This window comes from Prevotella sp. TCVGH (assembly GCF_023522295.1).
GTDB lineage: Bacteria > Bacteroidota > Bacteroidia > Bacteroidales > Bacteroidaceae > Prevotella > Prevotella timonensis.
Genome location: NZ_QFFX01000031.1, coordinates 18,158 through 33,143, shown reverse-complemented (window position 1 = coordinate 33,143; position 14,986 = coordinate 18,158). Strand labels below are relative to the sequence as shown.

Sequence of the window (14,986 nt, the reverse complement as noted above, 5' to 3'; positions counted from 1 at the left end):
AACTTCTCAAATGCCCCTCTGTCAAGTGCTTTGGGGAGTTTCTTGTTACCCTTGCTGATTTTGACTTTGTCGAAAAGTAGGATGTCTGCCAACCCCTCACGGTAAGCCAGCCTGCAAACTGTTTTCAAATGGGTAGCGATATTGTAGAATGAGCTTTCCTGAAATCCACACTCTCCCAAGAAGTACTGCTGAAACTCATGGATGAAGTTCTCTGTCAGTTGTGAGAAAGCTAAGTCAGAAACCTTATACTTCTTTTGGATGAACTCCTGCAAGTGGATTTTCGTGGAGTGATAGCTTGCCATTGACTCTTTTCTGATGTCTACGCCGATATGACTTTCTTTCTCTTTTATGAGCATATCAAGCCTTTCGATGAGCATGCATCGTGTCTGCACACTGCCTTGAAACTGTTCCTTCACATCGGTTGCGTCAAATGGGCAATCTCTTGTAAGCAAAGACTGATAAGCTGACTGAATGGACAGCAGCAAGTTCTCCAACCTGCCATTCACCTCCACCGCCTCACGACTTTTTCCGTCCATTCTGCTCTCACGGGGATTCCACACGTCAGGATTGCAGGAGAGCTTGCAACTGAACTGTGCGATGGAACGCCCGATGGTAATGCGCCCCATAATCGGAGCTTTACCCGACTTGTCCAGACCACTCTTTTTGAGGTAGAGCAACACCTTCATTTTTTCTGTTTTCATACGCTTTGATGTTTTGTGGCAAAATTACCAAATTCAAAGCGTTCCTCACTTACGCAGAAAACTGCCGACCGCAGCAACAGCCACACGAGTAAAAATAATTCAGTTACCGAACATTGTTCCATCGTTACCTATGGCAAATTCGGGTAACGGTTTGGTAACTGAACTTCTGCCTAAATCTGCATATTATAACTCTTTTTGAAAAGAGCACTTCTATGCAAATTATTCCGTTTCCTACTCATTATCAGTCAGTTTACACCAACTTCGATATTTCTTCATTTTCGCTGATTAGTTGCACGCTTATTCACATACTATAACAGCATTAAAGCATGCAAATTGTAGGCTTATCTCAATGCTTCAATCGCTAAAAAAGGATGAAAACAGGAAGAAAAAGAGCAGAGTTAAACGTAACAAGTTTAATAACAAGAGGTTATAAAACTTTCGCATAACTCGCGTATTTGCGACCAACTTTGACGTTGGTTGTCTACACGCGAGTTATGAGAGGCACTTTGTAAAGAAAATTCAGTATTTATTTTCCTTCCATGCAACGTGACATCAATTGTTCTAATGCTATTTTTGAGACGTTTTTCGTCGTACAAATATCACTCAGAGAAAGAACCGTGATCGACAGAGTGCGGGCTTTGTTGTCCCATCGTGACAAGGCGCTTAACCATACGTTTTAACAGGGTTCATACAATGGGTTGAATCTCCTCTGATTTCGAACCTGCACAATTGTATGCGCAGCAGTCTATCTATCTTTTCGTAATAGGTGTGAAAATCGTGAAAATTAAAATGACAAAAAATTGTTGGTTCTGTTTTTTTAGTATATTTGCTGCCAAATTTTGAAGTAGAACTAACTTGTATTCTATATGGTACTTTCTCCTGATGACAAGCGTGTGACGCATGGTGGTTTGAGTTTCATAGGTGTTGTCGTAACGTTAGGTATTGTTTTTGGCGACATTGGTACTTCGCCACTGTATGTCATGAAGGCGATTGTTACGGCAGGTAGTGCCATCAATGCCCAATATATCATAGGTGCTGTATCTTGTATTATTTGGACGTTGACGCTACAAACTACGGTTAAATACGTGCTTATTGCGCTTCGTGCCGATAACAAAGGCGAAGGAGGTATCTTGGCTCTGTATGCGCTTATCAAGCGACATAGTCCAAAATGGCTTTACCTGTTGGCTATCATTGGGGCGAGTACGTTGGTTGCTGATGGCGTTATTACACCGTCGATTACGGTGCTGTCTGCCATTGAGGGATTGAAAGTTTACGAACCCAGTACGCCTACTGTACCCATTTGTCTTTGCATCATTACGGTGTTGTTTGCCATACAACAGTTTGGTACAAATGCTATTGGTCGGTTTTTTGGACCCCTTATGTTCGTATGGTTTGCCATGATGGGCGTGTTAGGCATTGGTCACATCGCTGATTTCCTGCCCATACTCAAGGCATTCAATCCATATTATGCGATAGAGCTATTAGTGCACGACCCTAAGTGGTTTCTTATTCTTGGCGCTGTTTTCCTGTGTACTACGGGAGCTGAGGCTCTTTATTCCGACCTTGGTCATTGTGGCGCACAAAACATACGTGTGAGTTGGGCGTTTGTTAAATTGATGCTCATCCTCAACTACTTAGGGCAAGGTGCGTGGATTATCAGTCATGTTGACAGTCTTGTTCCTGGTATCAACCCTTTCTTCGCAATCATGCCCCACAGTATCCTGTTTTTTGGCATTATCATGGCGACAATTGCAGCCGTCATTGCCAGTCAAGCTCTTATTAGTGGTTCGTTCACTATTTTCAGTGAGGCAATGAATTTGAAGTTTTGGCCCCGACAGAAGATAAAATACACTACCGACGTTAAAGGTCAACTGTATGTCCCTTTTGTAAATATGGCTCTCTATGTGCTTTGCGTTCTCGTCATTCTGTTTTTCCAAAACTCAGAAAATATGGAGGCTGCCTACGGCTTAGCCATTACTATAACGATGCTCATGACCACCTTCCTGCTTTTTGCCTATTTGCATATGCGTAGGGTGTCACCCTTGTTGATTCTGCCCTTTGTCATCTTTTTTGTAGGAATTGAAGGGATTTTCTTTATTGCCAACATGTTCAAGTTTGTTCATGGCGGATGGGTAACGATGCTCATGGCTGGTGTCATGTTCTCTGTGATGTATGTATGGTACAATGCGCGCCTTATTCGGGGGCAGCAGGTCAACGTACGTGATGTAAGAGATTGGTATGACGTTATTTCTGATATTAAGAAAGATACCACTATTGCTAAGTCTAATACAAACATAGTCTATCTTAGCAAGCTTTCTGGAACCTACGAAATAGAACAAAAAATTCTATATTCTATCATCCACAAGCACCCCGTTCGAGCCGACCACTATATATTATTGCACATCAATTATCAGGATGAGCCTTCAACGCTTGAATATGAGTTTACCACTCTTATCCCTGATACGCTCTATCGCATCAATTTGAATTTAGGATTTCGCATACAACCCTTGGTGAATCTTTATTTTCGGCAAATTATAGAGGAGTTAGTGGCTCGCAAAGAGTTTACAATCGACAGCAGCTATCCATCGCTCAGGAAGCATCACATTCCTGCCAATTTTACCTTTGTCATCATTAATCGAATTTATGCAGCTCTCAATCACTTCTCTCAGAAAGAGCGCATTATCATGGGATTATATTCGCTCATTTCGCACATAAAACTAAGCATGACACATGCGTTAGGGCTTGATACAAGTAATGTGTTCATCGAAAATGTGCCATTGGTGGTGAAGCCTCATCGCCAACGTGTCATCCGCCGAATTGACAACAACGGTGACGTTAAATGAACTGGCTATAAGGAAGTTGCATGAAGGAGAGCGAAAAATGATTGTTCATGAACAGATAACTGAAGAATGAACAACCTATCCACTTTCTCACATATCTTGGCAATAAAAAGCTATAATATGAAGGTTGGCTAACTTCAGTCTTGTTTGTTGGCAAGGAACCGTTCTGCTCTTTGCAGGTCTTCTGGTGTGTCGATGCCAATGGTGTCTATATTCGTGATTGCCACCTTGATGCGATAACCATTCTGCAACCAACGTAATTGTTCTAAACTTTCTGCCAATTCTAAAGATGATTGTGGAAGTTGAGTGATTTGCTTCAACACCTCTTTGCGATAAGCGTAAACGCCCAAGTGTTTTAAAAATGGAAATTGCACAAACCACTGTTCGTTGTTTTTATTGCGAATAAAAGGAATGACCGAACGTGAAAAATACATGGCATATCCCTGATTGTTAAGTACAATCTTCGGAGAGTTGGGGTTTTCAACGGCTTTTTGATTTTCAAACGGTTTACCCAACGTTGCAATCTGTGTATTAGAATCGTCAAAACATTGACATAGTGAAGCGATTTGTTCTTTTTGTATAAAGGGTTCGTCACCCTGTATATTTAAGATGACATCACAGGTAGGTTGTAATATCTCTACCGCCTCTTGTATTCTGTCGGTTCCGCTTTGGTGATTTTTACTGGTCATAACCGCTTTTCCGCCAAAAGATAAGACGGTGTCGTAAATGCGCTGGTCGTCTGTGGCAACGTAGGTTTCATGCAACACGGCGGAAACTTGTTCGTACACATGTTGGATAACGGGCTTGTGGTTGAGCAAAGCCAGTGGTTTACCGGGAAAACGAGTAGACGAATATCGTGCTGGAATGATGCCAATGAATTTCATGATGTCTTAGTTTTGAAAGTACAAAGTTACTAAATTTTACTAATAGTCTTTGCCGTTTCGTCAAAAATAAGTACTTTTGAAAATCTTACTAAATTATATTTGAAAGTGAAAAAAGGACTATTATCTCTTATTTTATTCATATTACCTTTTCAAGTTTTTGCTCAAAAATTAACTTTAGGCTCTTGTACAATCTCAGAAGGACAGGGCTCAAACCGAATTACGGGACAATATAAAGGAGAAATGTCTGCGGGAAAACCTCAGGGAAAGGGTAGCGTAAAGTATCAAAATGGGAATACATATGAAGGGGAATTTGTGAAAGGAAAACGCCAAGGTTATGGCATATACACTTTTGCAGATGGTGAGAAGTATGAAGGACAGTGGTTTCAAAACCAACAACATGGTCGTGGTACTTATTATTTTGCCAACAATAATAAATATGTGGGGCTATGGTTTCGAGATTATCAACAGGGACATGGCATCATGTACTATTATAATGGTGACAAGTATGAAGGCTCTTGGTATCAGGATAAGAGACAAGGAAAGGGAACCTATGTCTTTTCCACTGGCGCTTATTATAAAGGACAGTGGCAGAATGATGAGAAAAATGGCAAAGGAGTCTTTTATTGGGGGGACGGTTCTTCGTACGACGGTCAATGGTTGAACAACGTTCGAGAAGGCAAAGGCGTCTACAAGTATGCAGATGGTGATGTATATTCGGGCGACTGGAAAGGAGACATTCAGGACGGAAAAGGCATCTATAAATTTCAAAATGGCGACTTATATGAAGGGCAATATGTGCAGGGAGAACGAACGGGAGAGGGCATCTTCAGACTTGCCAATGGCGATAAATATACGGGGACATTTAAGTCGGGAGAACGAGATGGCTTGGGAACAATGACATGGAAAAACGGTGATAGATATACAGGCTACTGGAAGAACGACCAGCAAAATGGTAAAGGAAAACTGACGAAGAAAAATGGCGATGTCTTTGAAGGTAACTTTAAGAAAGGAAAGGTGGATGGAGAAGTGATTATCCACTATGCCGATGGTAGTAAATACAAAGGGATGTACAAAAACGGAAAACGTAATGGCCCTGCAATTGAAGAAACCAAAGACGGCAAACGATTTGAAGGCTCTTACGTTGACGACCGAAGAGATGGAAAGTTTGTAGAAAAAGACCGCAATGGAAAAGTTATTACGCAGGGACGCTATGAGCAGGGACGTCGCTATGTAAACTGATAAAATAAATTGTCGTATTACCTTAAAATAAGAATTTGATTAACGATGAAAAAAGAAACGAGTCAAAAAAAGAGAGTTTTGAAGCAGTCTGCGTTACATGGCTATCAGATGAAGCCATTGGAGTTAATCAAAAACGACCCCTACTTAGAGCCTTATGAAACGGCAATCAGGGGAAGATATGAGTTTGCATTGGCTACCGAAAAAAGGCTCACGCGACAAGGAAAAAGTACACTGAGCGACTTTGCGTCTGGTTATCTCTATTTTGGATTGCATCGCACACAAGATGGTTGGGTTTTCAGAGAGTGGGCTCCCAATGCTACAGCACTTTATTTGGTGGGCGATTTTAATGACTGGCAAGAGTTGAGTACTTATCAAGCGCATCGTATAGAAGGTACTGGGAACTGGGAACTCCAATTACCGTTGGATGCCATACAGCATGGTCAGTTGTACAAAATGCACGTTTACTGGAATGGAGGAAAGGGAGAGCGCATTCCAGCGTGGGCAACTCGGGTAGTACAGGATTCAAAGACCTCTATTTTCTCGGCACAAGTATGGAGTCCAGAGACGGACTATGAGTGGAAAGACAAAGGGTATAAAGCTGTCAACGGACCACTGTTCATCTATGAGTGCCACATAGGAATGGCACAAGATGCAGAAAAAGTGGGGACGTACACAGAATTTAAGGAGAACGTATTGCCTCGTATTGTGGCGGATGGATATAACTGCATACAGATTATGGCGATACAGGAGCATCCTTATTACGGCTCTTTTGGTTATCACGTCAGTTCTTTTTTCGCTCCATCTTCAAGATATGGAACGCCAGAAGAACTCAAAGACCTTATTGACACAGCCCATCAGCACGGCATTGCTGTGATTATGGATATTGTGCATAGTCATGCTGTCAAAAATGAGTTAGAGGGTTTGGGAAATTTGGCAGGTGACCCTAACCAGTATTTCCTTTCAGGCAGTCGGCGTGAACATCCAGCATGGGACAGCTTATGCTTTGACTATGGCAGGGATGAAGTCATCCATTTCTTATTATCAAATTGTAAATACTGGCTGGAAGAGTTCCATTTTGATGGATTTCGGTTTGATGGTGTCACCTCTATGATTTATTATAGTCATGGGCTTGGGGAAGCTTTTACCAACTACGGAGATTATTTTAACGGACATCAAGACGGCAATGCCATTTGCTATCTTACACTTGCAAATCTTTTGATACATCAAGTTCGCCCCCATGCTATCACCATTGCTGAAGAGGTAAGCGGTATGCCAGGGTTAGCAGCTCCTGTTTCGAGTGGTGGTTATGGATTTGACTACCGCATGGCAATGAATATTCCAGACTTTTGGATCAAGACAATCAAAGAGCTGAAAGACGAAGATTGGAAGCCCAGTTCTATTTTCTGGGAAGTGACAAATCGTAGGGCAGACGAAAAAACGATTTCCTATTGTGAAAGTCACGACCAGGCATTGGTGGGAGACAAGACAATTATTTTCCGCCTGATAGATGCTGATATGTACTGGCATTTCAAGAAAGGTGATGAAAATGCAGTAGTTCATCGAGGGATAGCTCTTCATAAAATGATTCGATTGATGACCGCTTCCACGATAAATGGTGGTTATCTTAACTTTATGGGAAATGAGTTTGGACACCCCGAGTGGATAGATTTTCCACGTGAAGGAAATGGGTGGAGCTATCAATATGCGAAGCGACAATGGAATTTGGTGGATAATTTAGAATTAGGATACCATTATTTAGGCGACTTTGACAAAGCGATGATTCAGTTGTTGAAATCAGAAAAGAATTATCAACAGAAGGAAATAAAAGAAATATGGCATCAGGATGGCGATCAAATCTTGTGTTTTATGCGTGGAGATCTTGTTTTTGTTTTCAACTTCTCACCCACTCAATCCTATGTTGATTATGGATTCCTGACTCCTCCAGGCTCATATCGGGTTGTGCTGAATACGGATGCGCCAGCATTTGGTGGCAATGGACTGAATGATGATAGCGTAGAACACCTCACAGTTTTTGATGCCTTGTATCAAAGCGAGAAAAAGGAGTGGTTGAAATTGTATATACCTGCACGGTGTGCAATGGTATTGAGGAAAGACTAAGAGATCGTTTTGGCGCATCGCATTAAACCATTATAGAAATTAAGACATTGGCTACCTATCATATTCCAAATCAGAAAAAATCGTTGCTGCCATGTATTTTGTGCAGTGTGGTGTTCTGTTGTTTTACTTTTATTTATCTGTTTTCGTATCAATGTGATGTGTTGGCGGTTACGCAGCACGTGCTATCTGACGGACAGACGTATTATGATAAAACAATTGGAGCGATACTCATTACAGTTGTCTTATATCTTTTACACATCAGTATCTTTTGGTTTTTTAGATTATCAAGGATAGGATATGTGCTTACCTTTTTTCCCTCGTTGTTACTTCTTACGGCTTTAACAGATATAGATACAGAGAAAATCTATCATCATTCTGCTCTTGGGGCTTGGTGGTGGGTAATTCCGCTTTTGTTACTTCTGTGCTTCTTTGCATTAAGGTACTTAAAACAAAAGGTTTCATATAAGGTAACTCAAGCATCGTACAATGTCTTGTCTCGTCCGATGTGGATTAACTTGTTGTCTTTGGTGGTCATGTTTTGTATGGTCTGCACCTTTAGTAATCATGATAAACTCTACCATTATCGAGCCAAAATGGAAGTAGCCATACATGAACATCGATTCGAAGATGCGCTGAAGGTAGGAGAAAATTCGCTGCACACAGACTCAAGTTTGGTGATGCTTCGTGCTTATGCGCTCTCTAAAGTAAAAAGATTAGGTGAAGATTTATTTGAATATCCATTGCAAGGCGGTTCAGAAGCGTTGCTGCCAAACGGAGAGAGTGTCAAAATGCTGATGTTACCAACCAATGAAATTCAGCATTATTTAGGGAAGTCCATGATGTCATCCATGAAAGTTGTGCCTTATTTAGAGTTCTTAGAACGACATCATTTAGGAAAATCTGCCATAGGTGATTATTTGCTGTGTGCCTATCTGTTGGATAAGCGACTGGATGATTTCGTGAAGTTGTTGCCGAAGTATTATGAAATCAACGCCAATCTTCCAAAACATTATAGAGAAGCTTTAATACTTTATACGCACCTTCGCTCCCAACCAGCTGTGACTTATACTAATAATGTGATGGATGCTGACTATGAGGACTATCAAACTATCGCAAAAAAATATCCCAACACCTTAGTGAGAAAAACCAAAGTGCGGGACATTTATGGTAAGACTTATTGGTATTACTACCAATATTCTTCCAACGGATAATACTAATAAGGTGCTTATTTTACCATATTGTACGCCTTCACCCAATCCGTATCAATAGAAAATTGAGTGATATATTTGTTGTTGTCTACATAGGCACGTGTCACCTCTTTATCTGGATCGTTGAATAAAGGATTTTGAATCGTGGCATTTCTAAATTTTGCCATGAGTATTTCCTTATCCGCTTTCTTAGAAGAGTTGGACAATCGTTTGATGTAACTATTCACAAAATCAATCATGGCATTGGTTTGTTTGCCAAGTTCAAATTCAGTGAACCCGTCAGTTTGTGCAGCCTTTGTGAGAAGATAGAAAATAGCGTCAACCTTGAACGTTGCAACTTTTCTTTCTTCAATGTCTTTGGAGGTGTCTTTTTTTATCGCCTCAGCGTGGTGCATAATCCGATTTACTTCTTTATAGATTTCTTGAGATGTAGCTTTTACTGTGAATAAACAGGTCAAAGCTAAAAGCATAATAATTTTTTTCATCACTTAAAATATTTGTATATGTAAATTTATGAATTGAATTCTTTGATACAAGACTTTCGTCTGTCATTGTTTTCAGAGGTTCAAATCCTCAACACATTTGCGTTTAGATAGATTTCCCTGCTGATATTCTTTCCTTATTTTTGTTTACAAAATCTTTCCATCCTCCATAATGCACATCGGTAATTGGCTTGCCTAATTGCATAAAATGACAATAAGCAGCTCCCAATGCGTCCGTTGCATCCATGAAACTTGGCATTTCTTGCGCATCTATTTTCAAAAGGCGCTGTAACATTCCTGCCACTTGTTCTTTACTTGCTTGCCCCTGCCCTGTAATAGACATCTTTATTTTTAGTGGGGCATACTCATGAATTGGAATGTCATGCTGAATCGCAGCAGCAATGGCAACCCCCTGTGCTCGGCCTAATTTGAGCATCGACTGTACATTCTTTCCAAAAAATGGTGCTTCTATTGCCATTTCGTCAGGTAGATATTCGTCAATAATGCCAGTGACACGTTCGAATATATGCCCTAATTTAAGATACGGATCACCAGTCTTTCGCATGTCGATAACACCCATAGCAAGCATAGAGGGCTTCCCCTTGACAATTCTTAATACACCATACCCCATCACATTCGTGCCAGGGTCTATTCCCAGTATTATTTTATCAGCTGCTGTCTGTTGTGAGTGTTTCATCTCCAAATATTGCAAATCACTAAGTAAATATTATCGATCCATGTATGGATTACCTGCAATTTCTGTACCAATTGTTGTCGGGACACCATGACCGGGGTAGATTTTGGTCATGTCTGGTAGTTGAGAAATCATTCTAAGGCTTTGTATCATTTGAAACATGGAGCCACCTTCCAAATCTGTCCTGCCAATGGAGTAATGGAAAAGTGTATCTCCCGAAAAGGCAATGTTTTCCTCTGCACAGTAAAAGAACACACTTCCTGGCGAATGACCGGGTGTCTCAAGTATGGTAAATGTATGTGAACCGAACGAAATCTTGTCATCTTCAGAGAAGTAAGTTTTAGGCATTGGCATTTGTTCTGTTAAATGTACTCCTGCAAAATATTCTGCTTGCTCGTTCAACCGCTCCATTAAAAACTTGTCTGCTTGGTGAATAGTTGGCAAGAGTCCATATTCTTTGTGGAGAAAAGCATTTCCAAAGTGATGGTCAATGTGTCCATGCGTACCAATTAACTGTACAGGTTGAAGTTGATTTTTGCTTATATATTGTTGGATTGCGCTTCTTTCTTGTTCATAAAAAGCGCCACAATCAATAATGACGCATTCTTTTGATTCGTCATGAATGATGTAGCAATTCTCTTGTAGCATATTACACGCAAGGCTGTGTACTTGTATCATATAGATTTTCTTTTGTAAAATTAGGGGTTCTTTCTAAATAATTAAAGTGGTAGATACACAACTTGTTTCGTTTGGAACCACTCTTCTGTAAACCAATTAGAGATTTCGGTTACTTGAACTATATTTGAGAAAGGTTTAAGTTCGTCTGCTAAGCTACCTCCTTTTAGGCAGATAATCCCATTGGGAAGCACATTCTTTTGTTGTTTAGCGATGTTCTTTCTCACAATTTTAATCAACTCTGGTAAAGGCATCACCGCTCTGCTAACCACAAAATCATATTTCCCCTTTTCTTCTTCCCCTCTGATATGTTTTGTTTCAACATTCTTGAGACCTATCGCGGTAGCAACTTCTTGAGCCACTCGAATCTTCTTTCCTGTTCCATCAATGAGTGTAAAGCGACATTCTGGAAACAATATGGCGAGCGGAATACCTGGAAATCCTCCGCCAGTTCCAAAGTCTAAGATGTTTGTTTCACTCTTAAAACAGATGAATTTTGCGATGGCCAAAGAATGTAACACATGATGCTCGTATAGCTGTTGAATATCTTTTCGGGATATCACATTAATCTTTGCATTCCAGTCATTATATAAATCTTGGAGCATGCTAAATTGTTTGGTTTGTGTCTCTGTTAGCGAAGAGAAGTATTTGCTTATAATTTGCATCAGTGATGGGTGATATGTGGTAACTTGACTTGTTATTATTTGATGATTCTTCCTTATTCATTCTTTCCTGAAAAGGCATGCCATTACTACCGAGAGCTATAATAACCAATAAATAACTTTTGCAAAAATACGAATATTTTTTGTACCTTTGGCATATCAACTTATTAAATAAGGTAAAAATGTACACAACCGCACTTTTTGATTTAGATGGAGTTATTCTGGATACAGAGCCTCAATATACAATTCTATGGGACCAAATAGGAGAGGAATATTACCCCGAATTAAAGCATTTTGCACATCGTATCAAAGGTCAAACCTTGGTTCAGATTTTCAAAATGTATTTTAGAAATAACGATGCGGTTCAATGTTCGATAACCAATCGTATCAATGAATATGAGCGAGAAATGCAATATCATTATATCTTAGGGGTAAAAGAATTTATTGAGGATTTGCGTCAGCACCAAATCAATACGGCTGTTGTCACAAGTAGTAATTTAGCGAAGATGAAAAACGTGTATCGAAATCATCCCGAGTTTGGACGGTTGTTCGATAAAATTCTAACGAGTGAAGACTTTCTTAAAAGCAAACCCCACCCAGATGGCTATCTCCAAGCTGCCGCCAACTTCCAAGTTCCTGTCTCTGAATGTGTTGTTTTTGAAGATAGCATCAACGGATTGAAAGCTGCTAAGGCTGCAAACATGACAGTTTGTGGGCTTTCGACCACACTTCCTGCATCTGAAATTTCCTCTCTGTGTGACGTCGTCATTCCTCATTTCAAGGGATTAGATTATCCAAAGTTTCACTCTATGTTTGGGTAAGTGACATTTTTATGTGCATGGTGTTTTGGTTGTTTGGAAAGATGATTAACCAGAAAGAAAATACTTAAGGTTAAAATAATCAAGCTGTTTTTACGTTTCATAAGTAATGAATATTCGATATTGTGGCTTATTGCTGCTGTTTGTTATTATTGGCTTTACGGCTTGTAACGATGAAGATTATTTTTCTTCGTCGTCAGAATTTACATTATCTTTTGAAAACGATAGTATTCAGTTGGATACAGTCTTCTCAAATGTGCCTTCATCTGCCAAATCTTTTTGGATATATAATCGTTCTGGGGCGGGTATTAAATGTTCAAATGTTCGTCTCGACCGTGGTAATCAAACGGGTTTTCGTGTGAATGTCGATGGCATTTACTTAGGAAAGGAGGTGGGATATCAAACGTCTGATATTGAAGTTCGCAATGGGGATAGCATTCGTGTTTATGTGGAAGTGACCCCACCCGTTAATCATCAGCAAGATGCCAAGCAAGTGGAGGATGCTTTGCTGTTTACTTTGGAAAGTGGAAAGGTACAAAAGGTTCATTTAAGCGTCTATTCATGGGATGCAATTCAGTTGAACCAGCTCCATATATCACGTGACACGGTCATTGCGTCTGAACGTCCTATTCTTGTAAAGAACGGCATAACAGTCGATAGTACTGCAACGCTCACCATTCAAGAAGGTACAACCTTGTATTTTAATCACAATGCTGGTATAGATGTTTACGGAAGGTTAATTGTCGAAGGGACAGCTGTGCACAATGTTGTTCTTCGAGGAAGTCGTTTGGATGCGATGTTTGATTACCTGCCTTATGACCGTCTAAGCGGTCAATGGCAAGGGATACATTACTTTTCTTCCTCATTCGATAACCAACTGAAGTATGTGGATATTCATGGTGCTTTCAATGGTATCACCATCGATTCTACGGATATTGCTCGTGAAACACTGTCAATCGCATCCTCCACGATTCATAACTGTCAAGGCTATGGCGTTAATAGCCGACATGCGAAATGGACAGCCGTCAATACACTTTTCTCTAATACGCTCAACGATTGTGTCTATCTCGATGGGGGAGAAGTAGAGCTGATGGCTTGTACATTAGCTCAATTTTATCCCTTTGACGCCAAACGAGGCGTTGCTTTACACATTGATACGAAACACTTTCCTGTCTCATTGTTCAAATGCACGAACACGCTAATAACGGGCTATGCTAACAATGAGATATTGAAACCCACCGCTGATAGTGCCTTTCCCTTGAAATTTCATTTTGAATCCTGCTTACTGCGAACTTCGATAAAAACGCCAGAAGACAGTCTTCATTTCACCAATGTGATTTTCGAGAATGTGAACGATACACTTTTGGCAGGCGCTAAAAACTTTAAGACCGTTGATACAGATAGCTTAAAATATAATTTTGAACTGAGAGAAACCTCTTTGGCAATAGATAAAGCAACGCAAGTAGGGAGTCCGCTAAAAGACCGTAAGGGCGCAGAAAGAGGAAAAAGTCCCGACATCGGCGCTTTTGAATATATCAAACCCAAACAACAATGAAGAAAATAAATTTGGATATCACCATTCATGAATGGCAATTAGAGGAGTTGTCCATCGAAGATCAGGAATTGATACGTGCCTCTATTGACGCAACAAATCATGCCTATGCCAACTATAGTCATTTCTATGTTGGTGCAGCAGTGAGATTGGCGAATGGGAAAATAGTCATAGGTGCCAACCAAGAAAATGCCGCTTTCCCCTCCGGACTGTGTGCAGAGCGCACGGCAGTGTTTGCCGCACAGGCAAATTTCCCTAAAGAACCGATACTTACACTCGCCATTGCGGCAAAGAATGACAAGGGGTTACTTGCCGAACCCATTACACCTTGTGGCGCTTGTCGACAGGTAATCTTGGAGATTGAAGACAGGTATCGCCAGCCAGTGAGAATACTTCTTTATGGTACAAACAAAATTTATAGTATAGATAGCATCAAAGACCTTCTGCCACTTTCTTTCATTGACGAAAATATGCATTAAAAGATGCTTGTTAATAAAAATTAAAATGTATGCTTTTTGAAGGCCTTGTCTTTTAGAATATGAAATAAAGCGTTACCTTTGCAACCGCATTTGTGAACATTAGTTCATGACGAGGCAGCACTAAAGGAAGTGTGGGTGAGTGGCTGAAACCACCAGTTTGCTAAACTGACGTGCGGGTTACCGTACCGGGGGTTCGAATCCCCCCGCTTCCGCTCTATCATTAATCGGTCGGTTCATCTAACGGTTAGGATACAAGATTCTCAATCTTGGCATACGAGTTCGATTCTCGTACCGACTACTATCATCACATTTTTGATGTATTTGGAATCAATCAATTGAACATTTATAATAGCTCATTGGTTCAATATCGATTCAACATTTATGAAATTTTATGTAAATCCTGTCTTCTGACCGTTTTGTTTGTGCTGTCATGGTCGCCTCTCTTCATTTCTGTGGCTGCGTAAATCCTATATCAGAAACAGTTGATTTTTGGCGTAGGCGTCCGAGGTTTTTGTCCTGTTATTTTACCAAAAAACGGCCATCTAAAATCTTCAAAATAGAAAAATTTAATAGGCAAACGCTCAACAAAAATGTCCTGATTTTAACAAAATCGACGTCTCTCCACGTTGAAATA

At 40.3% G+C, this 14,986-nt stretch carries 13 protein-coding genes and 2 tRNA genes; 9 read left to right on the top strand and 6 right to left on the bottom strand.

Features of this window, described 5'->3' with window-relative positions; translation table 11 throughout:
* Window positions 1–701: phage integrase SAM-like domain and Arm DNA-binding domain-containing protein (locus tag DEM91_RS07395; RefSeq protein WP_249858469.1), on the bottom strand; the 701-nt coding region annotated here is incomplete at its 3' end.
* 866 nt (window positions 702–1,567) lie between these two features.
* On the opposite strand from DEM91_RS07395, the gene DEM91_RS07390 reads away from it, so the two are divergent.
* Window positions 1,568–3,544, top strand: coding sequence for a KUP/HAK/KT family potassium transporter (locus DEM91_RS07390; RefSeq protein WP_249858468.1), 1,977 nt, complete (start codon window positions 1,568–1,570; stop codon window positions 3,542–3,544).
* Window positions 3,545–3,678: 134 nt separating this feature from the next.
* Here DEM91_RS07390 and kdsB read toward each other — a convergent pair whose 3' ends face one another.
* A complete protein-coding gene (kdsB, locus tag DEM91_RS07385; protein WP_249858467.1) occupies window positions 3,679–4,425 on the bottom strand; it encodes a 3-deoxy-manno-octulosonate cytidylyltransferase in 747 nt (248 codons plus the stop codon).
* 105 nt (window positions 4,426–4,530) lie between these two features.
* On the opposite strand from kdsB, the gene DEM91_RS07380 reads away from it, so the two are divergent.
* From DEM91_RS07380 to DEM91_RS07370, 3 genes are read left to right on the top strand one after another with little or no spacing between them, the layout of a single operon-like run.
* Window positions 4,531–5,664, top strand: a complete 1,134-nt coding sequence (locus DEM91_RS07380) for a phosphatidylinositol-4-phosphate 5-kinase (RefSeq protein WP_249858466.1) — start codon at window positions 4,531–4,533, stop codon at window positions 5,662–5,664.
* Between the two features lie 45 nt (window positions 5,665–5,709).
* Window positions 5,710–7,782: an alpha amylase C-terminal domain-containing protein gene (locus DEM91_RS07375; RefSeq protein ID WP_249858465.1), complete on the top strand. Its 2,073-nt coding sequence runs from the start codon at window positions 5,710–5,712 to the stop codon at window positions 7,780–7,782.
* A 47-nt stretch (window positions 7,783–7,829) separates the two neighbouring features.
* On the top strand, window positions 7,830–8,993 hold the full coding sequence (locus tag DEM91_RS07370; protein ID WP_249858464.1) for a DUF6057 family protein: 1,164 nt from the start codon (window positions 7,830–7,832) through the stop codon (window positions 8,991–8,993).
* A 14-nt stretch (window positions 8,994–9,007) separates the two neighbouring features.
* On the opposite strand, the gene DEM91_RS07365 is transcribed toward DEM91_RS07370, so the two are convergent.
* From DEM91_RS07365 to rsmG, 4 genes are all read right to left on the bottom strand, one after another.
* Complete coding sequence (locus DEM91_RS07365; protein WP_249858463.1) at window positions 9,008–9,475, bottom strand: hypothetical protein; 468 nt, start codon at window positions 9,473–9,475, stop codon at window positions 9,008–9,010.
* A 103-nt stretch (window positions 9,476–9,578) separates the two neighbouring features.
* Window positions 9,579–10,169, bottom strand: a complete 591-nt coding sequence (ruvC, locus tag DEM91_RS07360; RefSeq protein WP_036926956.1) for a crossover junction endodeoxyribonuclease RuvC — start codon at window positions 10,167–10,169, stop codon at window positions 9,579–9,581.
* A gap of 30 nt (window positions 10,170–10,199) precedes the next feature.
* Window positions 10,200–10,844 carry an MBL fold metallo-hydrolase gene (locus tag DEM91_RS07355; RefSeq protein ID WP_249858462.1) on the bottom strand — a complete coding sequence of 215 codons (645 nt, stop codon included), beginning with the start codon at window positions 10,842–10,844 and terminating at the stop codon, window positions 10,200–10,202.
* Between the two features lie 41 nt (window positions 10,845–10,885).
* Window positions 10,886–11,509 carry a 16S rRNA (guanine(527)-N(7))-methyltransferase RsmG gene (gene rsmG / locus DEM91_RS07350; RefSeq protein WP_410525632.1) on the bottom strand — a complete coding sequence of 208 codons (624 nt, stop codon included), beginning with the start codon at window positions 11,507–11,509 and terminating at the stop codon, window positions 10,886–10,888.
* Between the two features lie 176 nt (window positions 11,510–11,685).
* On the opposite strand from rsmG, the gene DEM91_RS07345 reads away from it, so the two are divergent.
* The 5 genes from DEM91_RS07345 to DEM91_RS07325 all read left to right on the top strand — a co-directional run bounded on the left by DEM91_RS07345 (window position 11,686) and on the right by DEM91_RS07325 (window position 14,650).
* The gene (locus tag DEM91_RS07345; RefSeq protein ID WP_249858460.1) at window positions 11,686–12,324 is read left to right on the top strand and encodes an HAD family hydrolase; all 639 of its coding nucleotides are present in this window, start codon (window positions 11,686–11,688) and stop codon (window positions 12,322–12,324) included.
* A 106-nt stretch (window positions 12,325–12,430) separates the two neighbouring features.
* On the top strand, window positions 12,431–13,876 hold the full coding sequence (locus tag DEM91_RS07340; protein WP_249858459.1) for a right-handed parallel beta-helix repeat-containing protein: 1,446 nt from the start codon (window positions 12,431–12,433) through the stop codon (window positions 13,874–13,876).
* Window positions 13,873–14,352: a cytidine deaminase gene (gene cdd / locus DEM91_RS07335; protein WP_249858458.1), complete on the top strand. Its 480-nt coding sequence runs from the start codon at window positions 13,873–13,875 to the stop codon at window positions 14,350–14,352. Before DEM91_RS07340 ends, cdd begins: the two co-directional genes overlap by 4 nt.
* A 125-nt stretch (window positions 14,353–14,477) precedes the next feature.
* A tRNA-Ser gene (locus DEM91_RS07330) sits at window positions 14,478–14,564 on the top strand.
* A 14-nt stretch (window positions 14,565–14,578) separates the two neighbouring features.
* A tRNA-Glu gene (locus DEM91_RS07325) sits at window positions 14,579–14,650 on the top strand.
* Window positions 14,651–14,986 lie beyond the last annotated feature (336 nt).

Coding starts and splice junctions, on each gene's coding strand:
- DEM91_RS07390 (WP_249858468.1), top strand. CDS start 1,568: ATGGTACTTTCTCCTGATGACAAGCGTGTGACGCATGGTGGTTTGAGT.
- kdsB (WP_249858467.1), bottom strand. CDS start 4,425: ATGAAATTCATTGGCATCATTCCAGCACGATATTCGTCTACTCGTTTT.
- DEM91_RS07375 (WP_249858465.1), top strand. CDS start 5,710: ATGAAAAAAGAAACGAGTCAAAAAAAGAGAGTTTTGAAGCAGTCTGCG.
- DEM91_RS07365 (WP_249858463.1), bottom strand. CDS start 9,475: ATGAAAAAAATTATTATGCTTTTAGCTTTGACCTGTTTATTCACAGTA.
- ruvC (WP_036926956.1), bottom strand. CDS start 10,169: ATGAAACACTCACAACAGACAGCAGCTGATAAAATAATACTGGGAATA.
- DEM91_RS07355 (WP_249858462.1), bottom strand. CDS start 10,844: ATGATACAAGTACACAGCCTTGCGTGTAATATGCTACAAGAGAATTGC.
- DEM91_RS07345 (WP_249858460.1), top strand. CDS start 11,686: ATGTACACAACCGCACTTTTTGATTTAGATGGAGTTATTCTGGATACA.
- DEM91_RS07340 (WP_249858459.1), top strand. CDS start 12,431: ATGAATATTCGATATTGTGGCTTATTGCTGCTGTTTGTTATTATTGGC.
- cdd (WP_249858458.1), top strand. CDS start 13,873: ATGAAGAAAATAAATTTGGATATCACCATTCATGAATGGCAATTAGAG.